Below are 25,397 nucleotides of genomic sequence, written 5' to 3' on the forward strand. Positions count from 1 at the left end.
CACGCCCTGATTTTACGTTCCAGCCGAGAACAGTTTCCGTTCCCTCCGCAACGTTACAGCGTCTGACCAGTAGGGATGACGTCGAAACGTCGTCGCGCAGCTTCGCTGACCTGACCACCCTGCGGGTCGGCGGTGCCCCCGCCCACACCCTGTGCTGTCGTTCGGCGGACGCCGTCGCCGAGGTCGTACGCAGCCTCGACGAGGCCGGCGTCCCCCTGCTCGTCGTCGGTGGCGGCTCCAACCTCGTCGTCGGCGAGGACGTCGCGGGCCTGGTCGCCGTCGTGCTCGAGAGCGAGGAGGACGCGGCGGACGTCGCGATCGACGCGGCGTCCGGCGTGGTCAGGGCCTTCGCCGGGGTGGTGTGGGACGACCTCGTCGCCGCCACGGTCGACGCCGGCCTCGGTGGCCTGGAGTGCCTGTCCGGCATCCCCGGCTCCGTCGGTGCGACCCCGGTGCAGAACGTCGGCGCCTACGGTGCGGAGGTCTCCCAGACCCTGCAACGCGTGCAGCTGTTCGACCGCTCCACGGGGGAGACCTCGTGGGTGTCGCCGGAGTCCCTGGAACTGGGCTACCGCTACTCCAACCTGAAGTTCACCTCGCGTGCGGTGGTCACCGCCGTGGAGTTCGCCCTGTCCACCGACGGGCTCAGCGCCCCGCTGCGTTTCGGGGAGCTGGCACGCCGACTCGGCGTGACCGCGCAGGACGGGACGTCGCGTCGTCCTGCCGCCGAGGTCCGTGACATGGTGCTCGAGCTGCGTCGCGGCAAGGGCATGGTGCTCGACGCCGCCGACCACGACACGTGGTCGGCCGGGTCGTTCTTCACCAACCCCGTCGTCGACACGGCGACGGCCGACGAGGTGCAGCGCCTGGTGGCGTCGTCGCGTGGGGAACAGGACGCCGCGGCGATGCCGCGCTTCCCGGCCGGTGACGCCGCCGGTGAGAACACGGAGAAGCTCTCGGCGGCCTGGCTGATCGAGCGCGCCGGTTTCGACCGGGGCTGGCACGTCCCCGGTCACGCCCGTGCGGGCCTGTCGGGCAAGCACACCCTGGCGCTGACGAACCGGGGGCAGGCGTCCTCGGCGGACGTCGTGGAGCTCGCCCGTGCGGTGCGTGACGGGGTGCGTGACACCTTCGGGGTGACGCTGGTGCCCGAGCCGGTGTGGATCGGCGTGACGCTCGAGCCCGAGTAGCACGCGGTGGCAGCCCGGCATATTCTGGGACGTTATGCGCGTCGCCATGATCTCCATGCACACATCGCCGCTGGAACAACCCGGGATCGGGGACGCCGGCGGGATGAACGTCTACGTCCGTAACGTCGCCGAGCATCTCGCCGGCCACGGCGTGGAGGTCGACGTCTTCACCCGCGCCACGCGTGCCTCCCAGGGGGAGGTCGTTCAGGTCGCGCCGGGGTTGCGGGTGATCAACTGCGTGGCCGGGCCGTTCGAGGGGCTGCCCAAGGAGTCGCTGCCCACGCAGCTCGCCGCGTTCACCGGCTCGGTGCTGTCCTTCGTGCGTCGCGAGGCGGGTGCGGCCGGCACCTCCGGGGCCGGCGACCGCACCGGTGCGGGACGCTACGACCTGATCCACTCGCACTACTGGCTGTCCGGCCAGGTCGGCTGGCTGCTGCGCGACCTGGGGGGGGTGCCGCTGGTGCACACCGCGCACACCTGGGCTGCGGTGAAGAACCTCGGGCTGGCCGAGGGCGACACCCCGGAGCCGGAGTCCCGCCGGATCTGCGAGCAGCAGATCATCGACAACGCCGACCGCATCATCGTCAACACGCAGGACGAGGCGGACGCCCTGGTGACCGCCTACGACGCCGACACCGCCGACCTCACGGTCGTCTCGCCGGGCGTGGACGTCGACCGGTTCACCCCCGGCTCCGACCGGGCCACCGAGCGGGCCCGCCGCGAGCTCGGCATCCCGCTGCGCGCCAAGGTCATCGCCTTCATCGGACGCCTGCAGGTGCTCAAGGGGCCGCACATCCTTCTGCGCGCCGCCGCCGACCTGATCCGGCGGCACCCGGAGCAGAACATCCGCGTGGTGATCTGCGGCGGGCCGTCCGGCACGGGTATGGAACGACCCGATGAACTGCACGAACTCGCCGCCGAGCTCGGGGTGTCCGGCTACGTCCGCTTCCTGTCGCCGCGTCCGCCGGAGGAACTGGTCAGCGTGTACCAGGCCGCCGACATCATCGCCGTGCCCAGCTACAACGAGTCCTTCGGCCTGGTGGCGCTGGAGGCGCAGGCATCCGGCACCCCGGTGGTCGCCGCCCGCGTCGGCGGTCTGCCGCTGACCGTGACGGAGGGGGAGAGCGGCGTGCTCGTCGACGGGCACGACCCCGCCGACTGGGCCAGTGCGCTGGAGAACCTGATCATGGACGACGACCTGCGTAACTCCATGTCCGACCTCGCCCCGTCCCACGCCGCCGAGTACTCCTGGGACGTGACTGTGGACCGGATGGTCGCCGAGTACTCCTCGCTCGTGGAGCGCTGGCGTTCCCACGGATGCTCGGAACCCGGTGTGGCGCTGAGTTCCCTGGCCTCCCGTGACCCCAGCGGTACCACGGGCGGGTAGGTTCGGTCCCATGGAACTACAGCAGCTGCAAGAGCTTCTTCACGCCGCGGAGGTCGACTTCGAGGTCTCCAACGACGTGGCCGTGGTCGTGCTGCCCGGTGAGCGCCGGCTGAAGACCAACGCCCTGTTCATCCCGCAGGACGGCATGCTGCGCGTCGAGGCGTTCGTGTGCCGCGCCGTCGAGGAGGCCCACGCCGAGGTCTACCGCCTGCTGCTACAGCACAACCGCAAGGCCTACGGCGTGCACTACACGCTGGACAACAACAACGACATCTACCTCGCCGGCCAGTTCCCCGACACCACCACCGCCGAGGACGTGCAGCGCATCCTCGGCCAGGTCCTGGAGCTCGCCGACGGGGACTTCAACCACATCCTGGAGCTGGGCTTCGAGACGTCGATCAGGCGTGAATGGGAGTGGCGTCTGGACCGCGGGGAGTCGACCCGCAACCTGGAGGCGTTCCAGCGGCTGCGTCCCGGCTACGAGGACGAACGCGCCGCCGAGCGCAAGGACCGTGCAGAACGCGCAGGACGCACCCCGTCGGCGCCGCCGACGCCGTAACGTCCTGTCGCGTCCCCCTGTGCGGTGCGCCGATGCGTGGCACAATGAGGACCATGAGTGAAAACAACCATGGCACGCTGATCCTCCTCCGCCACGGGCAGAGCGAGTGGAACGCTTCCAACCAGTTCACCGGCTGGGTCGACGTCGACCTCACCGACCAGGGACGGGAGGAGGCCGTGCGCGGCGGCAAGATGATCGCCGAGGCCGGCCTGGAACCCACCGTCCTGTACACCTCCCTGCTGCGCCGGGCGATCACCACCGCCAACCTGGCGCTGGACGCCGCCGACCGCCACTGGATCCCCGTGGTGCGTGACTGGCGCCTGAACGAGCGCCACTACGGTGCGCTGCAGGGCCTGAACAAGGCCGAGACCAAGGAGAAGTACGGCGAGGACCAGTTCATGGCCTGGCGTCGCAGCTACGACACCCCGCCGCCGGAGCTGGAGGACGGCACCGAGTACTCCCAGTCGGACGACCCCCGCTACGCCAACCTCGCCGAGGTCCCGAAGACCGAGTGCCTGCTCGACGTGGTCAAGCGCTTCATCCCCTACTACGAGACCTCCATCCTGCCCCGCCTGGAGGCGGGGGAGACCGTGGTCGTCGCCGCGCACGGCAACTCGCTGCGTGCGTTGGTCAAGCACCTCGACAAGATCTCCGACGAGGACATCGCCGGGCTGAACATCCCGACCGGCATCCCGCTGGTCTACCGCCTCGACGAGAAGGGTTCGGTGCTCAACCCGGGCGGCGAGTACCTCGACCCGGAGGCCGCCGAGGCGGGGGCCGCCGCGGTCGCCGCCCAGGGCGGCAAGTAGGCCTCGGAGCAGGACGGGACGGGTAGGACGCAACGGACGTGGAATCAGAGATCGTCCTGCCGTTGGCCGGGGGAGTCCTGCTGGGGCTCGTCGTGGGGGTCGCCGTCACCCTGGTGGTGACGGTGCTCCGCCGCCGGGCGGAACGGCGTGAGAAGGAACGGATCCGCCGGGAGACCCAGCACAACCGTGTGTCGACCATCGCCCAGGTGATGCACTTCGCCCTGGAGTCGTCCCCGCTGGGGGTCGCGGTGGTCGACCTGCGCGAGGACCTGGTGTTCTCGAACCGCAGCGTGCAGGACCTCGGGGTGGTGGAGGGCCGCCATCTCGTCCCGGAGGTCCACCGCCTGGCCCAGCGGGTCTTCGACGACGGGGAGCCGCGCGACGGCGTGCTGCACCCCGGCACCGGGGCGGTCGGCCCGGTGTTCTCCGTGGCGGTGACCGTACGGCAGCTGACCTCGGTCGACAGCCGTTTCGTGGTGGTCTACGCCAACGACAACTCCGAGAACGTGCGCATGGAGGCCGCGCGCCGCGACTTCGTGGCCAACGTCTCCCACGAGTTGAAGACCCCGGTCGGGGCGATCTCCCTGCTGGTGGAGACCATGCTGGAGGCCAGCGACGACCCGGACATGGTCGAGTACTTCGGCGACAAGCTCCAGATGGAGACCCGACGGGTCTCCACGATGATCTCCGAGTTGATCGGACTGTCGAAGCTGCAGGGGGCCGAGTCGCTGCCGGACGTGCGCCCCGTGAGCGTGGACCGGGTCATCGACAAGGCCGTGGAACGCTCCCGCGTCGCCGCGGAGGTGGAGAACATCGACCTGATCACGGACTCCCCGGGAGACGCCTGGCTCACCGGCGACGAGGAACTCCTCGTCACCGCCGTGACGAACCTGATCGCCAACGCCATCAACTACTCGCCGGACGACACCCCGGTCAGTATCAGCCGTGCGGTCCGTGGTTCCTCGGTGGTCATCCGGGTGACCGACCGCGGCATCGGCATTGCCCCGGACCAGCAGAAGCGGGTGTTCGAACGCTTCTTCCGCGTGGACAAGGCCCGGTCCCGGGCGACCGGCGGTACCGGTCTGGGACTCGCGGTGGTCAAGCACACCGTGATCAACCACGGCGGCAACGTCTCGCTGTGGTCGCAGCCGGGCACGGGGTCGACCTTCTCCCTGGAGTTCCCGGTGCTGGACCGCTCCGCCGTCCCCGAGGAGCACGTGCCGGACCAGGAGCGTTTCACCGCCGAGCAACTGCTCGCCGGTGGTGAATGACGGCGTTCACCCGGCAGGATCGACGTGCGGAGTTTACAATGACGTCGTCTCCCAGCAACCTCGCCGGGAATCGTCAGTTCCGTCCGAAGTTCCGTCCCATCCGGCCGTACAACGGCCGTCGCACATGTGTGAGGACCTTTTCACCCTATGTCCAGTGACCGTCCCACCGTCCTGCTCGTCGAGGACGAGGAATCACTCGCCGAACCGTTGGCCTTCCTCCTCCAGAAGGAGGGGTTCGGGGTCTACACCGCCGCCGACGGGCCGACCGCACTGAAGCTCTTCGACGCGCACGGCATCGACCTCGTCCTGCTGGACGTGATGCTGCCGGGCATGTCCGGCACGGAGGTCTGCACGCAGTTGCGCGCGGTGTCCTCGGTGCCGGTGATCATGGTCACCGCCCGCGACAGTGAGATCGACAAGGTCGTGGGACTGGAGATCGGGGCCGACGACTACGTCACCAAGCCCTACTCCGCCCGCGAACTAATCGCCCGCATCCGCGCGGTGCTGCGCCGCGGGGGAGAGAACGCGCTGGACGAGGGGGAGGGCGACGACAGCCTGGTGCTGCGCAGTCCTCGGGTGGTGCTCGACGTGGAACGCCACACCGTCGCGGTGGACGGCGACCCGGTGGCCCTGCCGCTCAAGGAGTTCGACCTGCTCGAGTACCTGATGCGCAACGAGGGGCGCGTGCTCACCCGCGGCCAGCTGATCGACCGGGTGTGGGGCATCGACTACGTCGGTGACACCAAGACCCTCGACGTGCACGTCAAGCGGCTGCGTTCCAAGATCGAGGAGACCCCGTCCTCCCCGTCGATCCTGGTCACCGTGCGGGGGCTGGGCTACAAGTTCGAGGGGTAGTGGCCGCTGTGTCCGGGCGCCGTCAGCGGTGCGCCGCGGCGGTCGCCGGGTGGATCGAGAGCAGGGGGAAGCCGGACGGCGCCAGGCGTGCCATCTCTTCGCGCTGCCGGCAGTGTTCGGCCACCACCTCGTAGGCCTCGGCGCCGATGAGTTCACACAGTTCATCGGCGTGGGTGGACCACAGGGCGTCGTCGCCGGTGTGGCAGCCCGGGTCCGAGGTGCAGTACCAGTCGAAGTCCTCCCCGCCGGCGCCCCATCCGCGCCGCGTGTACTCGGTCACCGTCGTGCGCAGTACCTCCGCGCCGTCCGACCTGGTCTCCCAGTCCTCCAGGCGGCGCAACGGCAGCTGCCAGCAGACCTCCGGCTTGGCCACGGTGAGGGCGACGTCGTTCTTCAGCGCCCACCCGTGCAGGGCGCAGCCGGCGCCGGCGGGGTGGTCGGCACGGTTGGCGAACACGCAGGCACCCTCGTGCACCCGGGTCTTGAGGGCTGGCTCCGGTTCCCCGGAGTCGGTGTCGTCGCCGTCGAGCTCGTCCCAGACCAGCCACGGCTCGATGCCGTCGGTGTCCCCGTCTGCGTTCCCGTCGGTGTTCCGGGCACCGTCCATCACCATCGACCGGAACTGCCAGTCCTCGTCGCTCAGGTGGGGCACGATCTCGGCGAGGGCACCACGGTCGTCATCGTCGGTGAGGAAGGCGCCGTGGACGCAACAACCCACGTCAGGGTGCTCCGCGTCGATTCCGTGGCAGGCGTCCGTGCCGAAGCGGCACCGGTAGGTCGACAGGAGCCACGTAAGATCGACCGAGACGATGTGTTCGGAATCCGCCGGGTCGGTGAACTCCAGGTACTCGCGCTGATGGTCGGCGGGAGTCTCCTGTCCTGAACGCACCGCGAGGTCGGCCGGGGTCCCGTCCGGGTAGCCGCTGGTGATGTTGGAAAGAACAGAATGGGTCACGGTCAACACCGTAGACCGGATAGGGTTGAAACCGTGCGACTAGGTGTCTTGGATGTGGGAAGCAACACGGTCCACCTCGTGGTGGTGGACATGGCCCCGGGTGGTCCGCCGACCCCCATGAGCAACTGGAAGACGCCGATGCGGCTCGTCGAGTACCTCGACGAGGACGGCGCCATCACCGCGAAGGGTGTCCGCAAGCTGATCAAGGGGGTCGGCCTCGCCGCGGAGATGTCGGATCAGTTCCACTGCGACGAGATGCTGCCGTTCGCGACCTCGGCGTTGCGCTCGGCGACGAACTCCGAGGCCGTGCTGGCCGAGGTCGAGGAGCAGACCGGTGTGCAGCTGCGCATCCTGTCCGGCACGGCCGAGGCGGAGCTGACCTTCCTGGCGGTGCGCCGCTGGTTCGGCTGGTCTGCCGGACGTATCTGCGACCTGGACATCGGCGGTGGGTCGTTGGAGATGTCGGTGGGGGTCAACGAGCTGCCGGACGTGGCGCTGTCGGTGAACCTGGGTGCAGGGCGCCTGACCCACGACTGGTTCCGGACGGATCCGCCCAGCCGTAAGGAGATCAAGGCGCTGGCCGCCCACATCGACGAGACGCTCGAGGAACCGGTCAAGCAGCTCAAGGAGGCGGGCCCGGTCGACCTGGCGGTGGGTACGTCGAAGACGTTCCGGATGCTCGCGCGCCTCACCGGTGCCGCACCGTCCTCGGCGGGCCCACGGGTGCGCCGGGTGCTGACCCGCCCCGGTGTGCGGCAGTTGACCTCGTTCATCTCCAGGATGACCGCGGCGGACCGTGCGGAGTTGGAGGGTGTGTCGGTGGACCGCTCGGCGCAGGTCGTGGCAGGTGCCCTAGTGGCTGAGGCCACGATGCGCCACCTGGGTATCGAGCAGCTGCAGCTGTGCCCGTGGGCGTTGCGTGAGGGTGTGATCCTGCGTCGGGCGGACGCCGCCGACGCGGCGGACTTCGACCCGAACGTCGAGGTCGACAAGAGCAGCTGACCGGCGGGACGTCCGCCCCGGACACCGGTGTTCCCCGGGGAGGGGGCTACGCCGGTGGGGTAGCGGGGCCCGATGAAACCACAGGTGGACGCACGGTTCACGCGGATTTCGTGGGCCCGTCGTTGCGCCGATGTGGGCTGTACACGTGATAACTGTAAACTGTCACCTGATAATTGAGACATGGGTGACGGTCGTCGGGTAAGTTCGGCGGTCACGAAGGTGTCTCGGGCCTGCCGACCGGTCCGGCAGGTGATGACCGATGATGGGAACGACGGATGAGTGAGAAGCTGACTGTTGCGGAGCTTATGGCCCGCAACGCCAAGGACGGTGCTCGCAGAGCAGACCGTCCTCGGCGTCGACGCAACCTCGATGACGGTGGAGTCTCCGTCTCCGAGCTGACCGGTTCCATTCCCGTCGTCAACGATGAGGACCTCGACGCCGCCGGCGACGGCAGTGACAGCACTGCCCGGGCCGACCGCGCCGATGCCGCGCCGGTCGCCGACGAGCACCCCCACCGCGGTGGCCACGAACTCGAGGACGACCCGGCCGGGGACGTCACCGAGGAGAAGGTCGACGAGGTAGACGTCGTCGACGGGGAGGTCGTCGACGAGGAGCTCCACGACGAGCCGGTCGACAAGCCGGTGGAGGAGCCTGCCGCTGAACCGGCCGCCGAGCCGGCACGTGGTGGCCTGTTCAGCGCCGGCGAGACCACGGTCATTCCCCGCGTCGACCCGTCCGCCGGTGATGTGGCTGAGGAGCCTGCCGAGGACTCTGCCGAGGACTCGGTTGAGAACTCCACCGACGAGGTGGCGCAGGACGATGAGCACGTCGACGAGAGCGTTGACGAGAGCGCCGGCGAGGCCGCCGTCGCACCGGAGCCGGCCCACGAGCCCGCCGCCGAGGCCGAGGAGCACGACCCCGACAAGATCGTCGAGTACGAGGACGACGCCATCTCCTGGCCCGCACTGCTGGGCCAGACCGCGATCGCCCTGGTGGTCGGTGTCGTCATCTTCTTCGGCTTCACCCTGCTGTGGGACAAGCTGCCCACCGCGCTGGTCCTGGCCATGGCCGGCGTGGTCACGCTGGTGTGCGTCGGCGTCGTCCACGCCCTGCTGCGCCACCGGCACACGCTCGTGCTGATCCTGGCGTTCATCGTCGGCCTGGTCATCACACTCGGACCACGCCTGATCATGTCCGTCTGACACCCCGCAAGTGGCGTGCTTCACCCTCGCCTGGCACGCTGGTGGGTATGACACGTATTGCATTTATCGGCGGAGGAAACATCGGTGAGGCCCTGATCTCGGGTCTCGTGGCTGACGGGGGGTCGGCCGACAAGCCCGACGTCGTCGTCTTCGACCCGAGTTCCGACCGCCTCGACTTCCTCCACGAGAAGTACGGGATCACCGGCGCCGACGACGCCGCCACCGCGGCCGCGGAGGCCGACTTCGTGGTCATCGCCGTGAAGCCCCACATCGTCGTCTCCGTCCTGGAGGACATCTCCTCGACGCTGGACAACAACGACGCCGAGACCGTCGTCGTCTCCGTCGCCGCAGGCGTGAGCCTGGGCACCATGGAATCCGCCCTGGCTGCCGGTGTGCCGGCCGTGCGGGTCATGCCGAACACCCCGATGCTCGTCGGCAAGGGCATGAGCGCCATCGCCGGTGGACGGTTCACCTCCGCCGATCAGGTCGAGGCAGTGAAGGACCTCTTCGCCACCGTCGGCCAGGCCGTCGCCGTGGCCGAGAAGGACATCGATGCCGTCACCGCCGTCTCCGGCTCCGGGCCCGCCTACATCTTCATGGTCGCCGAGGCCATGACGGACGCCGGCGTGCAGCTCGGCCTGGCCCGTCCCGTCGCCCAGCAGCTCGCGATCGCCACGGTCGAGGGTGCGGCCACGATGATGGCCCAGGGGGACAAGAACCCCGTGGATCTCCGCGCCAACGTCACGAGCCCCGGCGGGACGACCGCCGCGGCGACCCGCGGTCTCGAGGAGAACGGTCTGCGGACCGCGTTCTTCCGGGCGATGCAGGCCTGTGTGGACCGCTCCGTGGAGCTCGGCCGCCCGGCCGACGAGAAGTAGGCTTCAACCCCCCGCTTCCCCCGTCCGGGGGTGGGGGTAACGGTGCAACACCCCCTGCGTCACTCTCGTCACAGCCGTGTCACCAGCGCCTCCCGTCTCCCCGGTCTCCAGCCGTCAACTTTTGTCATTCTCGTCGCAATATTCACAAGATTAACGATAGGATGGGGCGAGCGCCCGACGTGTCGAAGTTCTGCAGGAGGGGAAGCCTGCAGCGCGTGCGTGCGTCGTAAGGATTGGAAATTATGGCAAACAATGACAGTGGTACGTTCCTGACGGTCGCAGAGGTCGCCGAGCTGATGCGGGTGTCCAAGATGACCGTCTACCGCCTGGTTCACTCCGGTGAACTGCCGGCGGTGCGTGTCGGACGTTCCTTCCGCGTGCATGAGCAGGCGGTGCAGGAATACCTGGGCGCCTCGATCTACGAGGCGGGCCAGACCGGCTAGCCGGGACTCCAGACCCCTCCCTCGCGTCGACCCTGAGTCGGTGTGAGGGAGGGGTCTTTTGCCGTTGCAACGCTCCGCCAGTTAAACTGGACCGCATTCGTGTCGGATCGGTCCCGATCGGTGAGGTTATCCTGCCGTTTGCCGTCCGCCTGCGGTGCCGTCGCGTACCGTGCGGGAACCGACCAGCAGCATGATCCTTAACCGAAGACCTACCACGAGGGAGGACCCATGGGTTCTGTCATCAAGAAGCGTCGCAAGCGCATGTCGAAGAAGAAGCACCGCAAGATGCTCCGCCGTACCCGCGTTCAGCGACGGAAGCTCGGTAAATAGGCCGATGCCAGCCAAGGCGCGGCTCCGCCTCCCCTTCTTCGGGGAGCGGGGCCGCGCCTTCGTTGTGTCCCGGCATGGCCCGTCGTGTCCGCCGGGAGGCTGTTCTAGGGTGGGGGACATGGACCAGAGCAGTGGGTACAGCCCGACGGTGACGATCATGGTCCGCGAGACCTGCGGGTCCTGCGGACGTGTCCGCCGGCAGATCGAGCCGGTGTGCGCCGGGCAGGGCGTCGTCCTGCAGGTCGTCGACGTCGACACCGACCGCGCTCTCGCCGTGGAGTTCGGCGACCGGGTGCCGGTCGTCCTCGTCGACGACGAGGAGGTGGCGTGCTGGGAGATCGACGACGACGAGCTGCTGGAGGCCCTCTCCACGGCCCGCGCGGAGGCGCCCCCGGCCGCTCCCTCAGCCCGCTCCCGTTAACCGGGGGTCGGTAGGAGTGCTCTCCGGTGCTTTTGTTATTGGGGACCATAAGGGGATACCGTAGGTACCCGGTAACGCTGGACGGCGTCGCCCGCCGCGCGTCGGTGGGTGGGACCGTCGCAGCGAAAGAGTAACCACTGACGATTTCGCGGGAGGCTGTGCAGCCATGGCAGGACTCGGGATCACCGGACCGGCGGCCGTCCTCCTGGTCGGCTTGTCCTTCCGGTCGGCACCTGTGCCGGTTCTCGAGAAGGCGTCGGTCTCCCCGGCGGAACTCAACCGGTTGGAGCGCGACCTGGTCGCCGGCGACTGCGTCACCGAGGCCTTGATCCTCTCGACGTGCAACCGCATGGAGTTCTACGTCGCGACCTCCGCCTTCCACCCCGCACTCGACCACGTCGTGGAGACGATCGCCGCCCACGCCGACATGGAGGCCGTGGAGCTGGAGCCCTACCTCTACGTCCGCTACGCCGACGCCGCCGCGGAGCACATGCTCACCGTGGCCGCCGGTCTGGACTCGATGGTGGTGGGGGAGCAGCAGGTCATCGGTCAGCTGCGCAACGCCTACACCTCCGCCTCGGACAACGGCGCGGTGGGCACCACGCTGCACGACCTCACCCAGCGCGCACTGCGCACGGGCAAGCGGGTGCACACCGAGACCGCTGTCGACGAGGCCGGCTCCTCGATGGTCAGCTTCGCGCTGGACCACGCGCTCGCCGAGCTCGGCGTGGCGGACATGGAGGGACGCGACGCGGTGGTCATCGGCGCCGGGGCAATGGCCTCGCTGGCGTCGACGTACCTCGGACGCTCCGGCGTCCGCCACGTCACCGTGGTCAACCGCACGGTGGCGCGTGCGGAGAACCTCGCCGCCCACGCCCGGGAGGCCGGGGTGGACGCCGCGGCGAGCGGCTTCGACGGACTGCAGGACGCGCTGGACGGTGCGGCGGTCGTCGTCTCCGCGACCGGTGCCGTGGGCACGGTGCTGGGGCCGGACGACCTGGCGCAGGCACAGCGCAACAGCCCGCACCGCATGGTGCTGGTCGATCTGTCGATGCCGCGTGACATCGACGACGCGGTGATGGACGTCGCCGACGTGCGGCTGCTCAACATCGAGGAGCTCACCGCCCTGGCCGGTGACGGGGCCCGTGACGAGTCCGCGGCCCGCAACATCGTGGCCACGGAGCTCTCGGAGTACCTGGAGCAGGTGCGCGTGCAGTCGGTGGTGCCGACGGTGAAGGCGCTGCGCCGCCGTGCCGCCGACGTCGTCGACGACGAGCTGGGCCAGCTGGTCCGACGGACCCCGGGCATGGCCGACGAGGACCGTGCCGAGGTCGCCCGCACCGTGCGCCGCGTGGTGGACAAGCTGCTCCACACTCCGACGGTGCAGGTCAAGAAGCTGAGTTCGCAGGACGGGACGGTGAACTACGCCGAGGCGCTGGCCACACTGTTCAACCTGCCGGCCGGCTCCACGTCCTCGGTGTCCCAGGCCATCGAGCCGGGTGACGCGGGCAAGGCCCGCATCGGCAACGTGCTGCAACCCCCGTCGCAGGAGGCCACCACACCAGCGCCAGCAGGGGATGAGTCGGAGAACGGACAGAACATCGAGGAGGCTTCGTGAGCAGTCAGTCCGCTGAGGCGCGCGACCTCCTCGTCGGGACGCGGGCCAGCAACCTGGCACGCACCCAGGCCGGCACCGTACGCGACGCCCTCACCGGCGTCCTGAAGGACATGTTCGGGGACGCCGCCGGTGTCGCCGAACTGCATTTCGTGCACACCCCGGGCGACGCCTCGCAAAAGGCGCAGACGCCGGTGAACCGGATCGGCGTCGGAGTGTTCACCGAGACCCTGCGCAATGCGCTGGCCGACGGCGAGTGCGATGTCGCGGTGCACTCCTTCAAGGACCTGCCCACCGCGCCGGACGACCGGTTCATCGCCGTCGTGCCGCCGCGGGTGGACCCGCGTGAGGTTCTCGTCAGCGTCGGCGGACTGTCCCTGCGCGAGCTGCCCGAGGGTGCCAAGGTCGGCACCGGTGCACCGCGGCGGGTCTCCCAGATCCGCGCCCTGCGCCCGGACCTCGAGGTCTGCCCGCTGCGCGGCAACATCGACACCCGCATGGGACGCGTCAGCGACGACGACCTCGCCGCCGTCGTCCTCGCCCGTGCCGGGCTGGAGCGCGTCGGCGTGCTCGACCGGGCCTCGGAGACGGTGACGGTGGACGACATCCTGCCCGCACCCGCCCAGGGCGCGTTGTGTGTGGAGGTCCGCGCCGACGACGAGGAGGCCGTCGCCGCCGTGCTCGGGCTGGACGACCCGGTCGCCCACGCCACCGCCGTCGCCGAACGTGCCGTGCTGGCGGAACTCCAGGCCGGGTGCACCGCCCCGGTCGGTGCCTGGTCGACCTACGTCGACGGCACCCTGACCCTGCGTGGAGGCGTCTTCGCCCTCGACGGGTCAAGACAGCTGCTCCGGGAGCGGTCCGTCGACCTGGAGATACCGCAGGGCCCGTGGCTGTCCACCGCCGCCGACCTCGGCCATGCCGTGGGACGCGAGCTCATCGACGGCGGGGCCGCCGAGATCATCACCGACATCGTCGGTGCACGTTGACCTGGTATTGACCGGTCCGTCGCACCACGTCCACACAGCACAGCCTGACCTACCTGAGAAAGTCACCTCCATGACGAATGCCGGAATCCCCCAGACGGGACCCACGAACAGTCCCCTGACTGGCCGCGGACGCGTCCTGTTCGTCGGCGCCGGCCCCGGAAACCCGGAGCTGCTGACTGTCCGTGCCCGCGAGATCCTCGAGAACACCTCGAGGGTGTGGGTCGACCCCGCCGTCACCGCCGCCGTGCGCGGCATCATCGCCGACCGGCTGCCCGTCCCCGAGGACAAGCGCGCCGCCGCGGAGAGGGAGTGGGAGGCCGAGCTGGAGGCGGCGAAGGCCGCCGGCGCCCGCCGCCGCCCGCGCCGTCCCGCCGAGGTCACCGCCGCCGAGATCGTCTTCGCCGCGCCCCACACCGCCGAGGCGGTGGCCGTGCACGCCGCCGCCGAGGAGGCCGCCCGCGACGCCGAGGCGTCCGGCTACGCCGCCTACCCCGACAGCCCGGACCCGGACGAGATCCGTCCCGTCGAGGCCGCCGAGGTCGCCCACTCCATGGTCGACCACGTGCACCACGGCCACAGCGTGGTCCGCCTGGTCGCCGGCAACCCGGTGAGCAACCCCGCGGTGCTCATGGAGCTGCAGGAGGTCGCCGCCCTCGGCGTGGAGTTCGAGGTCGTCCCCGGTATGACCGGGGCCTCGGCACTGCCCGCCTACACCGGCATCGCCACCGGCGACGGCTACACGGCGGTGGACCTGACCACCGACACCGGCTCCGGGCCCGACTGGGACGGCATCGCCGCGGCACCCAAGCCGCTGATCCTCACCGCCGCACCGTCCGACCTGCCGGTGATCACCAGCGAACTCAAGAAGCGCGACGTGGTGGGCAGCACCCAGGTCACCGTGACCACCCACGCCACCACCCGGCGTCAGCGTTCCTACGACGTCACCCTGGACACCCTCAAGTCCGTCGTCGCCGCCTCCGGGCCGCTGGCGAAGGAGGGGGAGATGCCCCAGGAGCTCGTCGTCACGGTGGGCACCCAGGCCAGCCGGCGCAGCAAGTACTCCTGGTGGGAGAACCGCTCGCTGTACGGGTGGACCGTGCTGGTGCCGCGCGCCAAGGACCAGGCCGGTCCGATGAGCGCGCGCCTGGCCTCCCACGGTGCGATCCCCATCGAGGTGCCCACGATCTCCGTGGAGCCGCCGCGCAGCCCCGCCCAGATGGAACGTGCGATCAAGGGCCTGGTGGACGGCCGCTACCACTGGATCGTGTTCACCTCCGTCAACGCCGTGAAGGCCGTGTGGGAGAAATTGGCCGAATTCGGTCTGGACGCCCGGGCACTCGCCGGCGTGCGCGTCGCCGCCGTCGGCGCGAAGACCGCCCAGGCGGTCCGCGACCTCGGCATCACCCCGGAGCTGCTGCCGAAGTCCAATGCGCGCAACGCCTCGGGCCTGGTGGACGTCTTCCCGGCGTACGACGCCGACCTCGACCCGGTGGACCGGGTCCTGCTGCCGCGCGCCGACATCGCCACCGACACCCTCGTCGACGGCCTGGTGGAGCTCGGCTGGTCCGTGGAGGACGTGGTGGCCTACCGCACGGTGCGCGCCGCCCCGCCCAGCCAGGAGGTGCGCGACATGATCAAGTCGGGCGGCTTCGACGCGGTGTGCTTCACCTCCTCGTCGACGGTGAAGAACCTGGTCGGCATCGCCGGCAAGCCGCACACCCGCACCATCATCGCCTGCATCGGCCCGATGGCCGCGCAGACCGCCCGCGAGCACGGCCTGCGTGTGGACGTGATGCCGGAGGTCGCCGGGGTCCCCGAGCTCATCGACGCCCTGGCGCACCACGTCGCCGAGCTGCGCACCGCCGGCCAGCTCCCGCCGCCGCGCAAGCGACGTCGTCGGCGTCGTCCGACCACCGGGCAATAACCCGCGCGGCGCCCGGCGTACGATCAGCACCATGACTGATCACGCTCATCCCGTCCGCCGTCCCCGCCGCCTGCGCACCACCCCGGCGATGCGAAACTTCGTCGCCGAGACCCACCTGGAACCCAACCAGCTGGTCCTGCCGATGTTCATCGCCGACGGGCTGGACGAGGCACGCGAGATCTCCGCGATGCCCGGGGTGTACCAGCACACCGACTCCTCGCTGCTGCGCGCCGCCGAGGAGGCGCTGAACGCCGGGGTCGGCTCCGTCGACCTGTTCGGCGTCCCCCTCCCGGAGGCGAAGGACGCCGAGGGCTCGCAGGCCTGGGCCCGCGACGGCGCCCTGAACCGGGGCCTGGCCGCCCTGCGCCGCGAGTTCGGCGACGACCTCATCGTCATGGCGGACACCTGCCTCGACGAGTTCACCGACCACGGCCACTGCGGTGTGCTCACCGTGGACCGTTTCGGGGCCACCGTCGTGGACAACGACGCCACCCTCCCGCTCTACGCGCGCATGGCCGTGGCCCAGGCCGAGGCCGGGGCGCACGTCGTGAGCCCGTCGGGCATGATGGACGGCCAGATCGCCGTCATCCGCGAGGCGCTGGACGCCGCCGGCTTCCAGGACGTCTCCATCCTCGCCTACTCCGCGAAGTACGCCGGCGCCTTCTACGGTCCCTTCCGTGAGGCCGTCGGCTCCTCGCTGCAGGGCGACCGCAAGACCTACCAGCAGGACCCCCGCAACGCCCGCGAGTCACTGATGGAGGTCGAGCTCGACATCGCCGAGGGCGCGGACATGGTGATGGTCAAGCCCGCCATGCCGCACCTGGACATCCTGCGTCAGGTCGCCGACTTCTCCACCGTGCCGGTGGCCGCCTACCAGGTGTCGGGGGAGTACTCGATGATCACCGCCGCCGCGCAGAAGGGCTGGATCGACCGCGAGGCCGCCATCATGGACTCGCTGACCGGCATCCGCCGCGCCGGCGCCGACATCATCCTGACCTACTGGGCCACCGAGGCGGCCCACCTCCTGCGCGGCTGACTGCCCGTTGGCTAAGCTGGGCGTCGATATGACACAGCAGACACCCCCGAACAAGCAGCAGGGACTGCCGGGCATGCCGGACGGCCCGAAGGACCCCGGCAGGTCCGACAGGCCGCAACCGCCGAAGGTCGGACGCCCGGGCGGGCTCGCGTCCTCGTCGAAGGACGCACCGGAGAACGTCCGCGACGGTGCGCGTGCCTGGTACATCGTCGGTGCCGTGCAGGCCCTCACCGCGGTCCTGCAGCTGGTCATGACCCTGCAGGACCCCCGCCAGCTGACCAGTCAGGTCCGTGAGCAGGTCAGCTCCGGCTCGATCCCCGACGGGGTGTCGGAGAGCACGCTGGTCACCGGCACCGCCATCCTGAACCTGCTGTTCAACCTCGTGGCGGTGGCGGTCTGCGTGTACCTGACCTCCCGGGTTGCCCGGGGTGGGGTGCGCAGCCGGCTGTTCCTCTGCGTCGGTTCGGTGTACCTGGCGCTCATGGCGCTGCTGCAGGTGTTCTCGTCCCCGCCGGACACGGGCGCGACGCCGCTGGTGCTGCTCGTCGGAGCGGGCACGATCATCTCCGGTGTCGTCGCCGCCGTCGGCATCTGGCTGATCACCCGCCCGGACAACGCCGACTGGTTCGGCCTGCCGGACAAGCAGGAGGTCGAGGAGTACGCCGACAAGATGGCCAGGCGCAACGAGGAACTCGACAAGGAACGCGCCGAGAAGAAGAAGCGTAAGGCCGAGAAGAAGAACAGGGGACGCTGAACCGTGCCCAGCATGTTCCCGGTCTCCCACAACTCCGACCCCGGTGACCGAAACCGTGCGATCCGCTACTGGACCCCGGGTGACGGAATCCCCGGCTCGGTGAAGGTCGCCGTGGTGCTGTTCGTGGCAGCCGGCATCGGCCTGCTGCTCAGCGGGGTGATGATGTGGGTGGTCGAGCGCCCGGTCGTCGACGACGCCGAGCAGATGGCCTACGTCGAGACCCTCTCGGCGAATATGCGCTGGGTCGGTACGGTCCAGGTAATCGCCGCCGTGGCGGTGGGGGTGCTGGTGCCGGGGCTGCTGAAGGGCGACGCCCGTCGGCGCCGACGGCTGATGATCGCCGCCGCGGTGGCCATGGGCTTCACCCTGGTCGGCTGGGTCTTCAACGTCGGCGGCCTGGAGCAGCCGCTCGTGGCCCTGTTCCTCGCGGTGGCCTGCCTGGCGATGTACCGCCCGGCGGTGCGGACCTACTTCGGCGGGTCCCCGGGCGAACTGCAGGACCGGGAGGGCTGAGCCGTGGAACCGGAGGTATCGGACGAGGTGTCCGACGAGGTGTCGCGGGCCATCGCCGAGGCACGCAAGGCCGCCCGCGCGGCCGGACTCGCCCCCGACGACCCCGATGACCCCGATGACGCCGAGGCGTTCGAGCACTCCTTACGGCAGGGCCGGCAGGGTCGCGGCGGGATGCGGCTCACGTCCTTCACCTTCCACCTGGAGGGGCTGGAGTCCGCCGCGCATGCAGGACGCGTCGAGGGCGCGCTCAACGTGCTGCCCGGCGTGCAGGCCCGCGTCGTGTACTCCACATCCATGGCGTGGGTGACGGCGCCGGAGTCGCTGAAACCGGACGTGCTGCGCAACGTCATGACCGACGCGGGCGTGGAGTCCTGGTTGACCGTCGCCTCGCTGCGACGCCGCGCCGAACGCCTGGCCCAGCCCCGTCCGGCGAGTTTCTACGCGCACCGGCACAGGGAGAACCGTGCCCGCATGGCGTTGGAGGGGGAGTCCTTCCACCAGCTCGGCCAGGGCCGTCGACGCCACCAGGTCGGCACCGAGGTGCTCTACACCGCCCGCAACCTGATCACCGGGGCCCGCCTGCTCGTCGCGTTGCTCTTCGGCCTGCCCGTGGTGGTGCTGCAGCTCGTGCCGTCGTGGCAGTTCGACCACTGGCAGTGGCTGTGCCTGGGCCTGGCCACGCCCGTGGTGCTGTGGAGCGCGTGGCCGTTCCACCGCGCGATGCTCGGCGGGCTGCGCCGTGGCATGCCCGCCCTCGACGCGGCGTCCTCCGCCGCCATCCTGCTGGCCTACCTGTACTCCCTGGTGGAGCTTCTCACCGGCCCCGCCGGTGACCCGGGCTGGCGGGCCGGCAACATCCTGATCTCCTGGGGCTACCAGACCGACGCGCTGTTCTTCGACGTCGCCTGCGGCTGCACGATCCTGCTGCTGTTCGGCAGGCTCGCCTCGCGCCGTACCCGGCTGCGCTCCCTGCTGGCGCTGAACATGCTGTCGGTGGAGCGCGGCGGCGACGTGACCGTGGTGCGCAAGTCCCGCGGCGGCCAACCCACCAAGTCGGTCATCCCCGCCACAGAGATCCGCGTCGGTGACGACGTGCTCGTCGGCACCGGCCAGGTCATCCCGTGCGACGGTGAGGTCGTGGGAGGACGCTCCGTCGTCGATGCCGGCCCCTTCAGCGGCGGACGCGGCGACGTGCCCGTCGAGGTCGGCGCCACGGTCTTCGCCGGGTCCACCAACTCCGGCGACCCGTTGAAGGTGCGGGTGAACCGCACCGGTTCACGGACCAGGGTCGCGGCCGTGCGTCGCTGGATCGCCGCCGCCGAGCGCGAGGAGAACCGCCTGGAGCAACTCGCCACGCGTACCGCCTCGCTGCTGGTGCCCTGGGCCGCGGTGATCGCGGTGATCGCCGGGATCGCCTGGTGGACGGCCTCGTCCAGCATGACCGCGGCGGTCTCCACCACGCTGACCGTGCTCGTCGCCGTCGCCCCCGTCGCCCTGGCCCTGTCGACCACCCTGGCGCTGCGCCTGGGGCTGGCGCGCGCGGCGTCCGACGGGATGCTGCTGCGTGACACCGGCACCGTCCACCGACTCGCCGCGGTGGACACGATCATCTTCAACCGCGCCGGCACGCTGACGAAGGGTCCGATGAACGTCGTCGGCGTGACCCCGGCCAAGGGCGAGGTCGGTGAACTGGTGCTGCGCGTCGCCGGCGTGCTGAGCCTGGAGAGCCCCCACGGGGTCTCGCGCGCGATCGTGCGCGCCGACCGGGAGTCGCGTGACAGCGGCGCCGGGGGAGCGGACGTGCCGCACTGGCTGGAGGCCGGCCCGGTGGAGGTCGACGGCAAGGGCGTGTTCACCGCCACCGTCGACCTGCCCGTCGCCGACCCGCAGACCGGGGAGAAGGCGCTGCGCCCGGTCCAGGCCCAGCTGTGGCGTCCACGCGACCTCTCCGAACTCACCGACCCCACCCTGGCCAACGCCGTGCTCAGCGGCGGGACCCCGCTGGTGGTCAGCTGGCGGGGCAGGACGCGCGGGGTGATCAACGTCGCCGACGCGGTGAAGCCGGACGCCGAGTCCTCCGTCCACTGGCTCGAGGACGCCGGGGTCGAGACCTACATGCTCTCCCGCGACACCTACCCGGTGGCACGGAGGATGGCGGACTCCATCGGCATCTCCAAGGTGCTCGCCGGCATCATCCCCTCCCAGAAGGCCCCGGCGGTGCGCAACGTGCACGCCCACGGTGCCACCGTGGCCATGGTCGGCGACCAGGACGTGCTCGACTGCCTCGAGGTCGCCGACGTGGGCATCCTCATGGGGTCGGCCGACCGGCTCGACAACATCGGCGGGGAGCACGGGGAGGTCCGTGGGCTGGACTCCGCGGGCAGCGACGTGGTGATCATCCGCGACGACGTGTCCGTGGTGGCGGAGTCGGTGAACCTCGCCCGGCACGTGCGTGCCACCGTGGACTGGAACCTGTGGCTGGCCTGGGGCTACAACATCCTCGCCCTGGTGCTGGCGGTCTCCGGCCTGCTGAACCCGCTGCTGGCCACGGCCCTGATGCTGGGGTCCTCGCTGCTCATCGAGTGGCGGTCGGCGCGCATCAGCCACCGTGACTTCAGCATCGGCGACCCGCTGGGCAGGGACGGTGCGGAGGTGCCGGGCAGCAACGGCGACTCGCGCCTGGCCCGGCTGCGCGCCTGGGCGGGGGAGAACCTGAGCCCCTGGCAGTCGCGCTGAGCGCTTCCCCCGCGCACCCGGGACCGCAGCCCACTCATTATGCTGGGGCACGTCAGCAAGACACGCGAACCAGCAGGACGACGAAGGAGCGGCAGATGAGTGGACGGACGAACAGTTCGCAGGCGATGGACCAGGCCAGGGCGGTCACCCCGGGTGGGGTGAACTCCCCGGTGCGGGCCTTCGGCTCGGTCGGCGGCACCGCCCCCTTCATCGCCTCGGCGGCCGGTTCGCGTCTGACCGACATCGACGGCAACGACTACGTCGACCTCATCTGCTCCTGGGGCCCGATGCTGCACGGCAACGCTCACCCGGCGGTCGTCGAGGCGGTCCGTGAGGCCGCGGGCAAGGGACTGTCCTTCGGCGCGCCGACGTTGGCCGAGATCGATCTGGCCCAGGAGATCATCGACCGCACCAGCGTGAAGCAGGTGCGCCTGGTCAACTCCGGGACGGAGGCGACGATGTCGGCCGTGCGCCTGGCGCGTGGTTTCACCGGACGCGACAAGATCCTGAAGTTCAACGGCTGCTACCACGGCCACGTGGACTCGCTGCTGGTCGCCGCCGGTTCCGGTGTGGCGACCCTGGGCCTGCCGGACTCCCCGGGGATCACCGCCTCCGCCGCGGCGGAGACCATCGTGGTGGACTACAACGACCTCGACGCCGTGCGCGCGGCCTTCGCCGAGAACCCCGGCCAGATCGCCGCGGTCATCGCCGAGGCCAGCGCGGGCAACATGGGTACCGTGCACCCGCAGGACGGCTTCAACGCCGCACTCAAGGAGATCGCCCACGCCGACGGCGCGCTGCTGATCCTCGACGAGGTCATGACGGGTTTCCGTACCTCGCGCTCCGGCTGGTTCGGGGTGGACGGCGTGGCGGGCGACCTGACGACCTTCGGCAAGGTCGTCTCCGGCGGTATGCCGGCCGCGGCCTTCGGCGGACGAGCCGACATCATGGGCATGCTCGCCCCGGAGGGGCCCGTCTACCAGGCGGGCACGCTGTCGGGGAACCCGGTGGCCACGGCCTCGGGGCTGGCGTCGCTGCGTCTGGCCGACGAGTCGACCTACACCACCCTGCAGGCCAACGCCGACCGGCTGTCCGACCTGGTCAGCGAGGCGCTGTCGCGGGAGGGCGTGGCGCACCACATGCAGCGGGCCACGACGATGCTGTCCGTGCGTTTCGCCGAGGGGCAGGGCCACAACTTCGGCGAGATGCAGGCGGCGGACACCTTCCGCTACGCGCCGTTCTTCCACTCGCTGCTGGACAACGGTGTGTTCGCCCCGCCGAGCGTCTTCGAGACCTGGTTCGTCTCCACCGCGTTGACGGACGCCGACTTCGAGCGGATCGAGTCGGCGCTGGTGCCCGCGGCGAAGGCGGCGGCTGCCGCGCGCCCGGCGTCCGACTGACCCGTCACCCTGACCCGTTACTCTGCGTCGAGCGCCTCGGTGATCATCGGGACGTAGCGCTCCAGGGCCCAGGGGACGGTCAGGGGGTTGATCATCGAGGACCCGGTCACGAAGGACTGGTCGGTGGGAGCGACCTCCCGGCCGTCCTGGATGGCGCTGATGTTGCCGTAGACCGGGTTGTCGTGCATCTCCTCGCGGTTGGTCTCGTCGGAGTAGAAGGTGAAGATCAGGTCCACGTCGTTGAGCCGGTCGGCGTCCTCGAGGCTGAACTGGGCGGAGTCGGTGCCCACGACCTCGTCCTCCTTCATCTCCTCCACGACCGGGGCGACCTGCAGGCCCATGTTCGCGACCATCGCGGCGCGCTGCTCGGTGGGCAGGAAGACGCCCATGTTCTCCGCGGGTCCCTGGTTGTAGATGAAGGCGAAGTCGTGCTCGGAGAACTCGGGGTGCTCCTCACGCACGGCGGCGAAGTCGTCCTCGATACCGGTGATGAGTTCCTCCGCCTGGTCGGACTCGCCCAGGGCGGTGGCGATGGTGGTGATCTGGTCCTTCCAGTCGATCGTCCACGGACTCTCGGGGTAGGCCACGGTGGGGGCCACCTCGGAGATCTGGTCGTACTGGTCCTGGGTGAGTCCGGACCACGGTGCCAGGACGAGGTCGGGGTCCAGGGCGGCGATCTCCTCGGCGCTGACGTCGTCGCCACCGGTGATGAGTTCGGGCAGGTCGCCGTCCTGCTCCTCGACGGCCTCGCGGACCCAGGGGAGCTGGCCGGAGTCGTCCGCGCCCCACTCGTAGCTCTCGGTGGCCACCGGGGTCACGCCCAGGGCGATGGCGGTCTCGGCGGAACCCTGGCCGAGTGTGACGATCCTCTCGGGCTTCGAGGTGATCTCGGCTTCACCGAGCGCGTGGGTGATGGTCACGGGCTCGAAGTCCCCTGACCCGGAGCCGTCGGAGGATCCGTCGGTGGACTCCGAGGTGCAGGCGACCAGGGTGGCCGAGGTCAGGAGGGTTGCCGCCATGGTGGCGACGACGCGGCGCAGGCCGCGTCCAGAGGTTTTCCGGGGGATAGAATGCATGAGGGCAGGCTAGCATGACACCAGCGGGTGATCGTCGTTCACCGAGTGGTCTGCTTGGCGTGGTTCGCTTATGACCTGAGCACCATGCGAGGTAGTGTCGGGACCCATGACAACGATCGTCCACCTCGTCCGTCACGGGGAGGTCCACAACCCCGACCGCATCCTCTACGGTCGTCTGCCCGACTGGCACCTCAGTGTCCGCGGTCGGCAGATGGCCGCCGCGGTGGCCGCGGACCTCGCCGACCACGATATCCGGTACGTCGTCTCCTCCCCGCTGGAGCGCGCGCGAGAGACCGTCGCGCCGCTGGCGGAGTCGCTCGACGTGACCCCGGGTGTGGACGAGGACCTGCTGGAGGCCGGTAATGACCTGCAGGGTCTGCACATCAAGGGTGTGCGTTCGGCGCTGTGGAACCCGAAGCGCTGGCCCATGCTGAAGAACCCGACGGTCCCGAGCTGGGGCGAGCCCTACTCCGAGATCCTCGACCGCATGTGGCGGGCCGTCGACCGCGCCCGCAAGGGTGCCGAGGGCGGGGAAGCGGTGTGCGTGACGCACCAGCTGCCCATCGTCTGCGTGCAGCGCGACGTGCAGGGGCTGCCGCTGAGCCACAACCCGGCGGCACGCCGGTGCGAGCTGGCCTCGGTGACCTCGCTGGTCTTCGAGGGCGACGACCTCGTGGACATGGTCTACTCGGAGCCGGCACAGGAGATCTGATCTGATGGGCAACGTGGGACAGCAGGGACGACGGATCGCGGCGGCGCTGGTCACCGCGTCGCTGGCGCTCACCGTGGCCGCGTGCGGCGAGAGCAACACCGCCGGCACCGATGCCGTGGCCAGTGGTGGCACCTTCGAGTTCGTCTCCCCGGGCGGGCAGACGGAGATCAGCTACGACGAGGACGACCGCGACCCGGTCGGCAACCTCCAGGGTGAGTCGCTCATGGAGTCGGGCGAGTCGATCGAGCTCGACGACTTCGAGGACCAGGTCGTGGTCCTGAACTCCTGGGGCCAGTGGTGTGGCCCCTGCCGCAGCGAGGCGGACGATCTGCAGCGCGTCCAGGAGAAGCTCGAGGACGACGGGCGTGGCACCATCCTGGGCATCAACGTGCGTGACTCGGTGGCGGACAAGGCCCGCGACTTCGTCACGGACAACGGGATCAGCTACCCGTCGATCTACGACCCGCCGTTCAAGTCGGCGTTGGCCCTCGGCGGCCTGCCCGCCTCGGTCATCCCGACGACGATCGTGCTGGACAAGCAGCACCGTCCGGCGAAGGTCTTCCTGCGGGAGGTCAACGACGACGAGCTGTGGGCGGCCGTGGAGCCGCTGCTGAACGATGAGTGACCTCGGTACCGCGTTCTCGGAGGCGGTGACGACCGGGCCGATCCTGCTCGCGTTGCTCGCCGCCGCCGTCGCCGGTCTGGTGTCCTTCGCCTCTCCGTGCGTGATCCCGCTGGTGCCGGGCTACGTCTCCTACCTCGCCGGTGTCGTCGGCGCGGACACCGAGTACACGAAGGACGGCACGGTCGTCACGGGCAGGCGGGGCCGCGCCGGTGGCGCGGCGCTGCTCTTCGTCGCCGGTTTCACCGTCGTCTTCGTCCTGGCCACCGCCACGGTCTTCGGCGCGATCAGTGCGCTGAAGATCAACCAGGAGACGCTGATGCGCGTCGGCGGTGTGGTGACGATCCTCATGGGTGTCGTCTTCATGGGCTTCATCCGCCCGCTGCAGAACGACACCCGCATGGCCCCGAAGCGCTGGTCCACCCTCGCCGGCGCGCCGCTGCTCGGCGGCGTCTTCGCCCTGGGCTGGACGCCGTGCCTGGGGCCGACGCTGGGCGCGATCATCTCGGTGTCCGCGGGCACCGGAGGCATGACCGCGGCGCGTGGCGTCATCCTCATCATTTCGTACTGCCTGGGCCTGGGACTACCGTTCATTCTGGTCGCCCTGGGTTCCGCCAAGGCACTGCGCGGCGTCGGATGGCTGCGGAAACACTCCCGCACCATCCAGATCATCGGCGGCGCGTTGCTGATCATCGTCGGCATCCTGCTGGTCACCGGC

25 protein-coding genes are annotated in these 25,397 nt (G+C 70.0%); 23 read left to right on the top strand and 2 right to left on the bottom strand.

Going from position 1 to position 25,397, the window contains the following annotated elements; genetic code table 11:
- The first annotated feature begins 62 nt into the window (after positions 1-62).
- The 6 genes from ACT3UN_RS02695 to ACT3UN_RS02720 all read left to right on the top strand — a co-directional run bounded on the left by ACT3UN_RS02695 (position 63) and on the right by ACT3UN_RS02720 (position 6,071).
- Complete coding sequence (locus tag ACT3UN_RS02695) at positions 63-1,190, top strand: UDP-N-acetylmuramate dehydrogenase (RefSeq protein WP_444656259.1); 1,128 nt, start codon at positions 63-65, stop codon at positions 1,188-1,190.
- A 34-nt stretch (positions 1,191-1,224) separates the two neighbouring features.
- Entirely contained in the window at positions 1,225-2,577 is a 1,353-nt protein-coding gene (gene mshA / locus ACT3UN_RS02700) for a D-inositol-3-phosphate glycosyltransferase (protein ID WP_444656214.1), read from the top strand.
- A gap of 10 nt (positions 2,578-2,587) precedes the next feature.
- The gene (locus ACT3UN_RS02705; RefSeq protein WP_301442145.1) at positions 2,588-3,136 is read left to right on the top strand and encodes a YbjN domain-containing protein; all 549 of its coding nucleotides are present in this window, start codon (positions 2,588-2,590) and stop codon (positions 3,134-3,136) included.
- 53 nt (positions 3,137-3,189) lie between these two features.
- Positions 3,190-3,945 carry a phosphoglyceromutase gene (locus tag ACT3UN_RS02710; protein WP_301442146.1) on the top strand — a complete coding sequence of 252 codons (756 nt, stop codon included), beginning with the start codon at positions 3,190-3,192 and terminating at the stop codon, positions 3,943-3,945.
- A gap of 38 nt (positions 3,946-3,983) precedes the next feature.
- Positions 3,984-5,216, top strand: a complete 1,233-nt coding sequence (locus ACT3UN_RS02715) for a sensor histidine kinase (RefSeq protein ID WP_301442147.1) — start codon at positions 3,984-3,986, stop codon at positions 5,214-5,216.
- A gap of 147 nt (positions 5,217-5,363) precedes the next feature.
- Positions 5,364-6,071, top strand: a complete 708-nt coding sequence (locus tag ACT3UN_RS02720) for a response regulator transcription factor (RefSeq protein ID WP_301442148.1) — start codon at positions 5,364-5,366, stop codon at positions 6,069-6,071.
- Between the two features lie 22 nt (positions 6,072-6,093).
- Here the strand turns inward: ACT3UN_RS02720 and ACT3UN_RS02725 are convergent, their stop codons facing one another.
- Positions 6,094-7,026, bottom strand: coding sequence for a hypothetical protein (locus tag ACT3UN_RS02725; RefSeq protein WP_444656217.1), 933 nt, complete (start codon positions 7,024-7,026; stop codon positions 6,094-6,096).
- Positions 7,027-7,059: 33 nt separating this feature from the next.
- Here ACT3UN_RS02725 and ACT3UN_RS02730 point away from each other — a divergent pair, with 33 nt between their 5' ends.
- The 14 genes from ACT3UN_RS02730 to hemL all read left to right on the top strand — a co-directional run bounded on the left by ACT3UN_RS02730 (position 7,060) and on the right by hemL (position 22,269).
- Positions 7,060-8,028 (top strand): Ppx/GppA phosphatase family protein, encoded by a 969-nt coding sequence (locus ACT3UN_RS02730; RefSeq protein WP_301442150.1) that lies wholly within the window; start codon positions 7,060-7,062, stop codon positions 8,026-8,028.
- 275 nt (positions 8,029-8,303) lie between these two features.
- Positions 8,304-9,230 (top strand): hypothetical protein, encoded by a 927-nt coding sequence (locus tag ACT3UN_RS02735; protein ID WP_444656219.1) that lies wholly within the window; start codon positions 8,304-8,306, stop codon positions 9,228-9,230.
- Between the two features lie 47 nt (positions 9,231-9,277).
- A complete protein-coding gene (gene proC, locus ACT3UN_RS02740) occupies positions 9,278-10,108 on the top strand; it encodes a pyrroline-5-carboxylate reductase (protein WP_444656221.1) in 831 nt (276 codons plus the stop codon).
- 242 nt (positions 10,109-10,350) lie between these two features.
- A complete protein-coding gene (locus ACT3UN_RS02745; RefSeq protein WP_301442153.1) occupies positions 10,351-10,551 on the top strand; it encodes a helix-turn-helix domain-containing protein in 201 nt (66 codons plus the stop codon).
- A 228-nt stretch (positions 10,552-10,779) separates the two neighbouring features.
- Positions 10,780-10,881, top strand: coding sequence for a 30S ribosomal protein bS22 (locus ACT3UN_RS02750; protein ID WP_003855542.1), 102 nt, complete (start codon positions 10,780-10,782; stop codon positions 10,879-10,881).
- A 118-nt stretch (positions 10,882-10,999) separates the two neighbouring features.
- Positions 11,000-11,302 (top strand): glutaredoxin family protein, encoded by a 303-nt coding sequence (locus ACT3UN_RS02755; RefSeq protein WP_301442154.1) that lies wholly within the window; start codon positions 11,000-11,002, stop codon positions 11,300-11,302.
- Positions 11,303-11,468: 166 nt separating this feature from the next.
- Positions 11,469-12,920, top strand: coding sequence for a glutamyl-tRNA reductase (locus ACT3UN_RS02760; protein WP_444656223.1), 1,452 nt, complete (start codon positions 11,469-11,471; stop codon positions 12,918-12,920).
- On the top strand, positions 12,917-13,906 hold the full coding sequence (gene hemC, locus ACT3UN_RS02765) for a hydroxymethylbilane synthase (protein ID WP_444656225.1): 990 nt from the start codon (positions 12,917-12,919) through the stop codon (positions 13,904-13,906). Before ACT3UN_RS02760 ends, hemC begins: the two co-directional genes overlap by 4 nt.
- Before the next feature lie 70 nt (positions 13,907-13,976).
- Entirely contained in the window at positions 13,977-15,830 is a 1,854-nt protein-coding gene (locus tag ACT3UN_RS02770; protein WP_444626346.1) for a uroporphyrinogen-III synthase, read from the top strand.
- A 31-nt stretch (positions 15,831-15,861) separates the two neighbouring features.
- A complete protein-coding gene (gene hemB, locus ACT3UN_RS02775) occupies positions 15,862-16,866 on the top strand; it encodes a porphobilinogen synthase (protein WP_444656227.1) in 1,005 nt (334 codons plus the stop codon).
- Positions 16,867-16,894: 28 nt separating this feature from the next.
- Positions 16,895-17,620, top strand: a complete 726-nt coding sequence (locus tag ACT3UN_RS02780) for a hypothetical protein (protein WP_301442158.1) — start codon at positions 16,895-16,897, stop codon at positions 17,618-17,620.
- 12 nt (positions 17,621-17,632) lie between these two features.
- Positions 17,633-18,133, top strand: a complete 501-nt coding sequence (locus ACT3UN_RS02785) for a hypothetical protein (RefSeq protein ID WP_301442159.1) — start codon at positions 17,633-17,635, stop codon at positions 18,131-18,133.
- A gap of 3 nt (positions 18,134-18,136) precedes the next feature.
- The gene (locus ACT3UN_RS02790; RefSeq protein ID WP_444656229.1) at positions 18,137-20,869 is read left to right on the top strand and encodes a heavy metal translocating P-type ATPase; all 2,733 of its coding nucleotides are present in this window, start codon (positions 18,137-18,139) and stop codon (positions 20,867-20,869) included.
- A 95-nt stretch (positions 20,870-20,964) separates the two neighbouring features.
- The gene (gene hemL / locus ACT3UN_RS02795; protein ID WP_444656231.1) at positions 20,965-22,269 is read left to right on the top strand and encodes a glutamate-1-semialdehyde 2,1-aminomutase; all 1,305 of its coding nucleotides are present in this window, start codon (positions 20,965-20,967) and stop codon (positions 22,267-22,269) included.
- A gap of 17 nt (positions 22,270-22,286) precedes the next feature.
- Here hemL and ACT3UN_RS02800 read toward each other — a convergent pair whose 3' ends face one another.
- Positions 22,287-23,345 carry an iron-siderophore ABC transporter substrate-binding protein gene (locus ACT3UN_RS02800; protein ID WP_444656233.1) on the bottom strand — a complete coding sequence of 353 codons (1,059 nt, stop codon included), beginning with the start codon at positions 23,343-23,345 and terminating at the stop codon, positions 22,287-22,289.
- Positions 23,346-23,451: 106 nt separating this feature from the next.
- Here ACT3UN_RS02800 and ACT3UN_RS02805 point away from each other — a divergent pair, with 106 nt between their 5' ends.
- From ACT3UN_RS02805 to ACT3UN_RS02815, 3 genes are all read left to right on the top strand, one after another.
- Entirely contained in the window at positions 23,452-24,057 is a 606-nt protein-coding gene (locus ACT3UN_RS02805; protein WP_444656235.1) for a histidine phosphatase family protein, read from the top strand.
- A gap of 4 nt (positions 24,058-24,061) precedes the next feature.
- A complete protein-coding gene (locus tag ACT3UN_RS02810; protein ID WP_444656237.1) occupies positions 24,062-24,682 on the top strand; it encodes a TlpA family protein disulfide reductase in 621 nt (206 codons plus the stop codon).
- The coding region (locus tag ACT3UN_RS02815) for a cytochrome c biogenesis CcdA family protein (RefSeq protein ID WP_444656239.1) at positions 24,675-25,397 on the top strand (723 nt) is incomplete at its 3' end. The genes ACT3UN_RS02810 and ACT3UN_RS02815, both read left to right, overlap by 8 nt.

Source organism: Corynebacterium sp. AOP12-C2-36, from assembly GCF_052379185.1.
In the GTDB taxonomy this organism is placed as follows: Bacteria; Actinomycetota; Actinomycetes; order Mycobacteriales; family Mycobacteriaceae; genus Corynebacterium.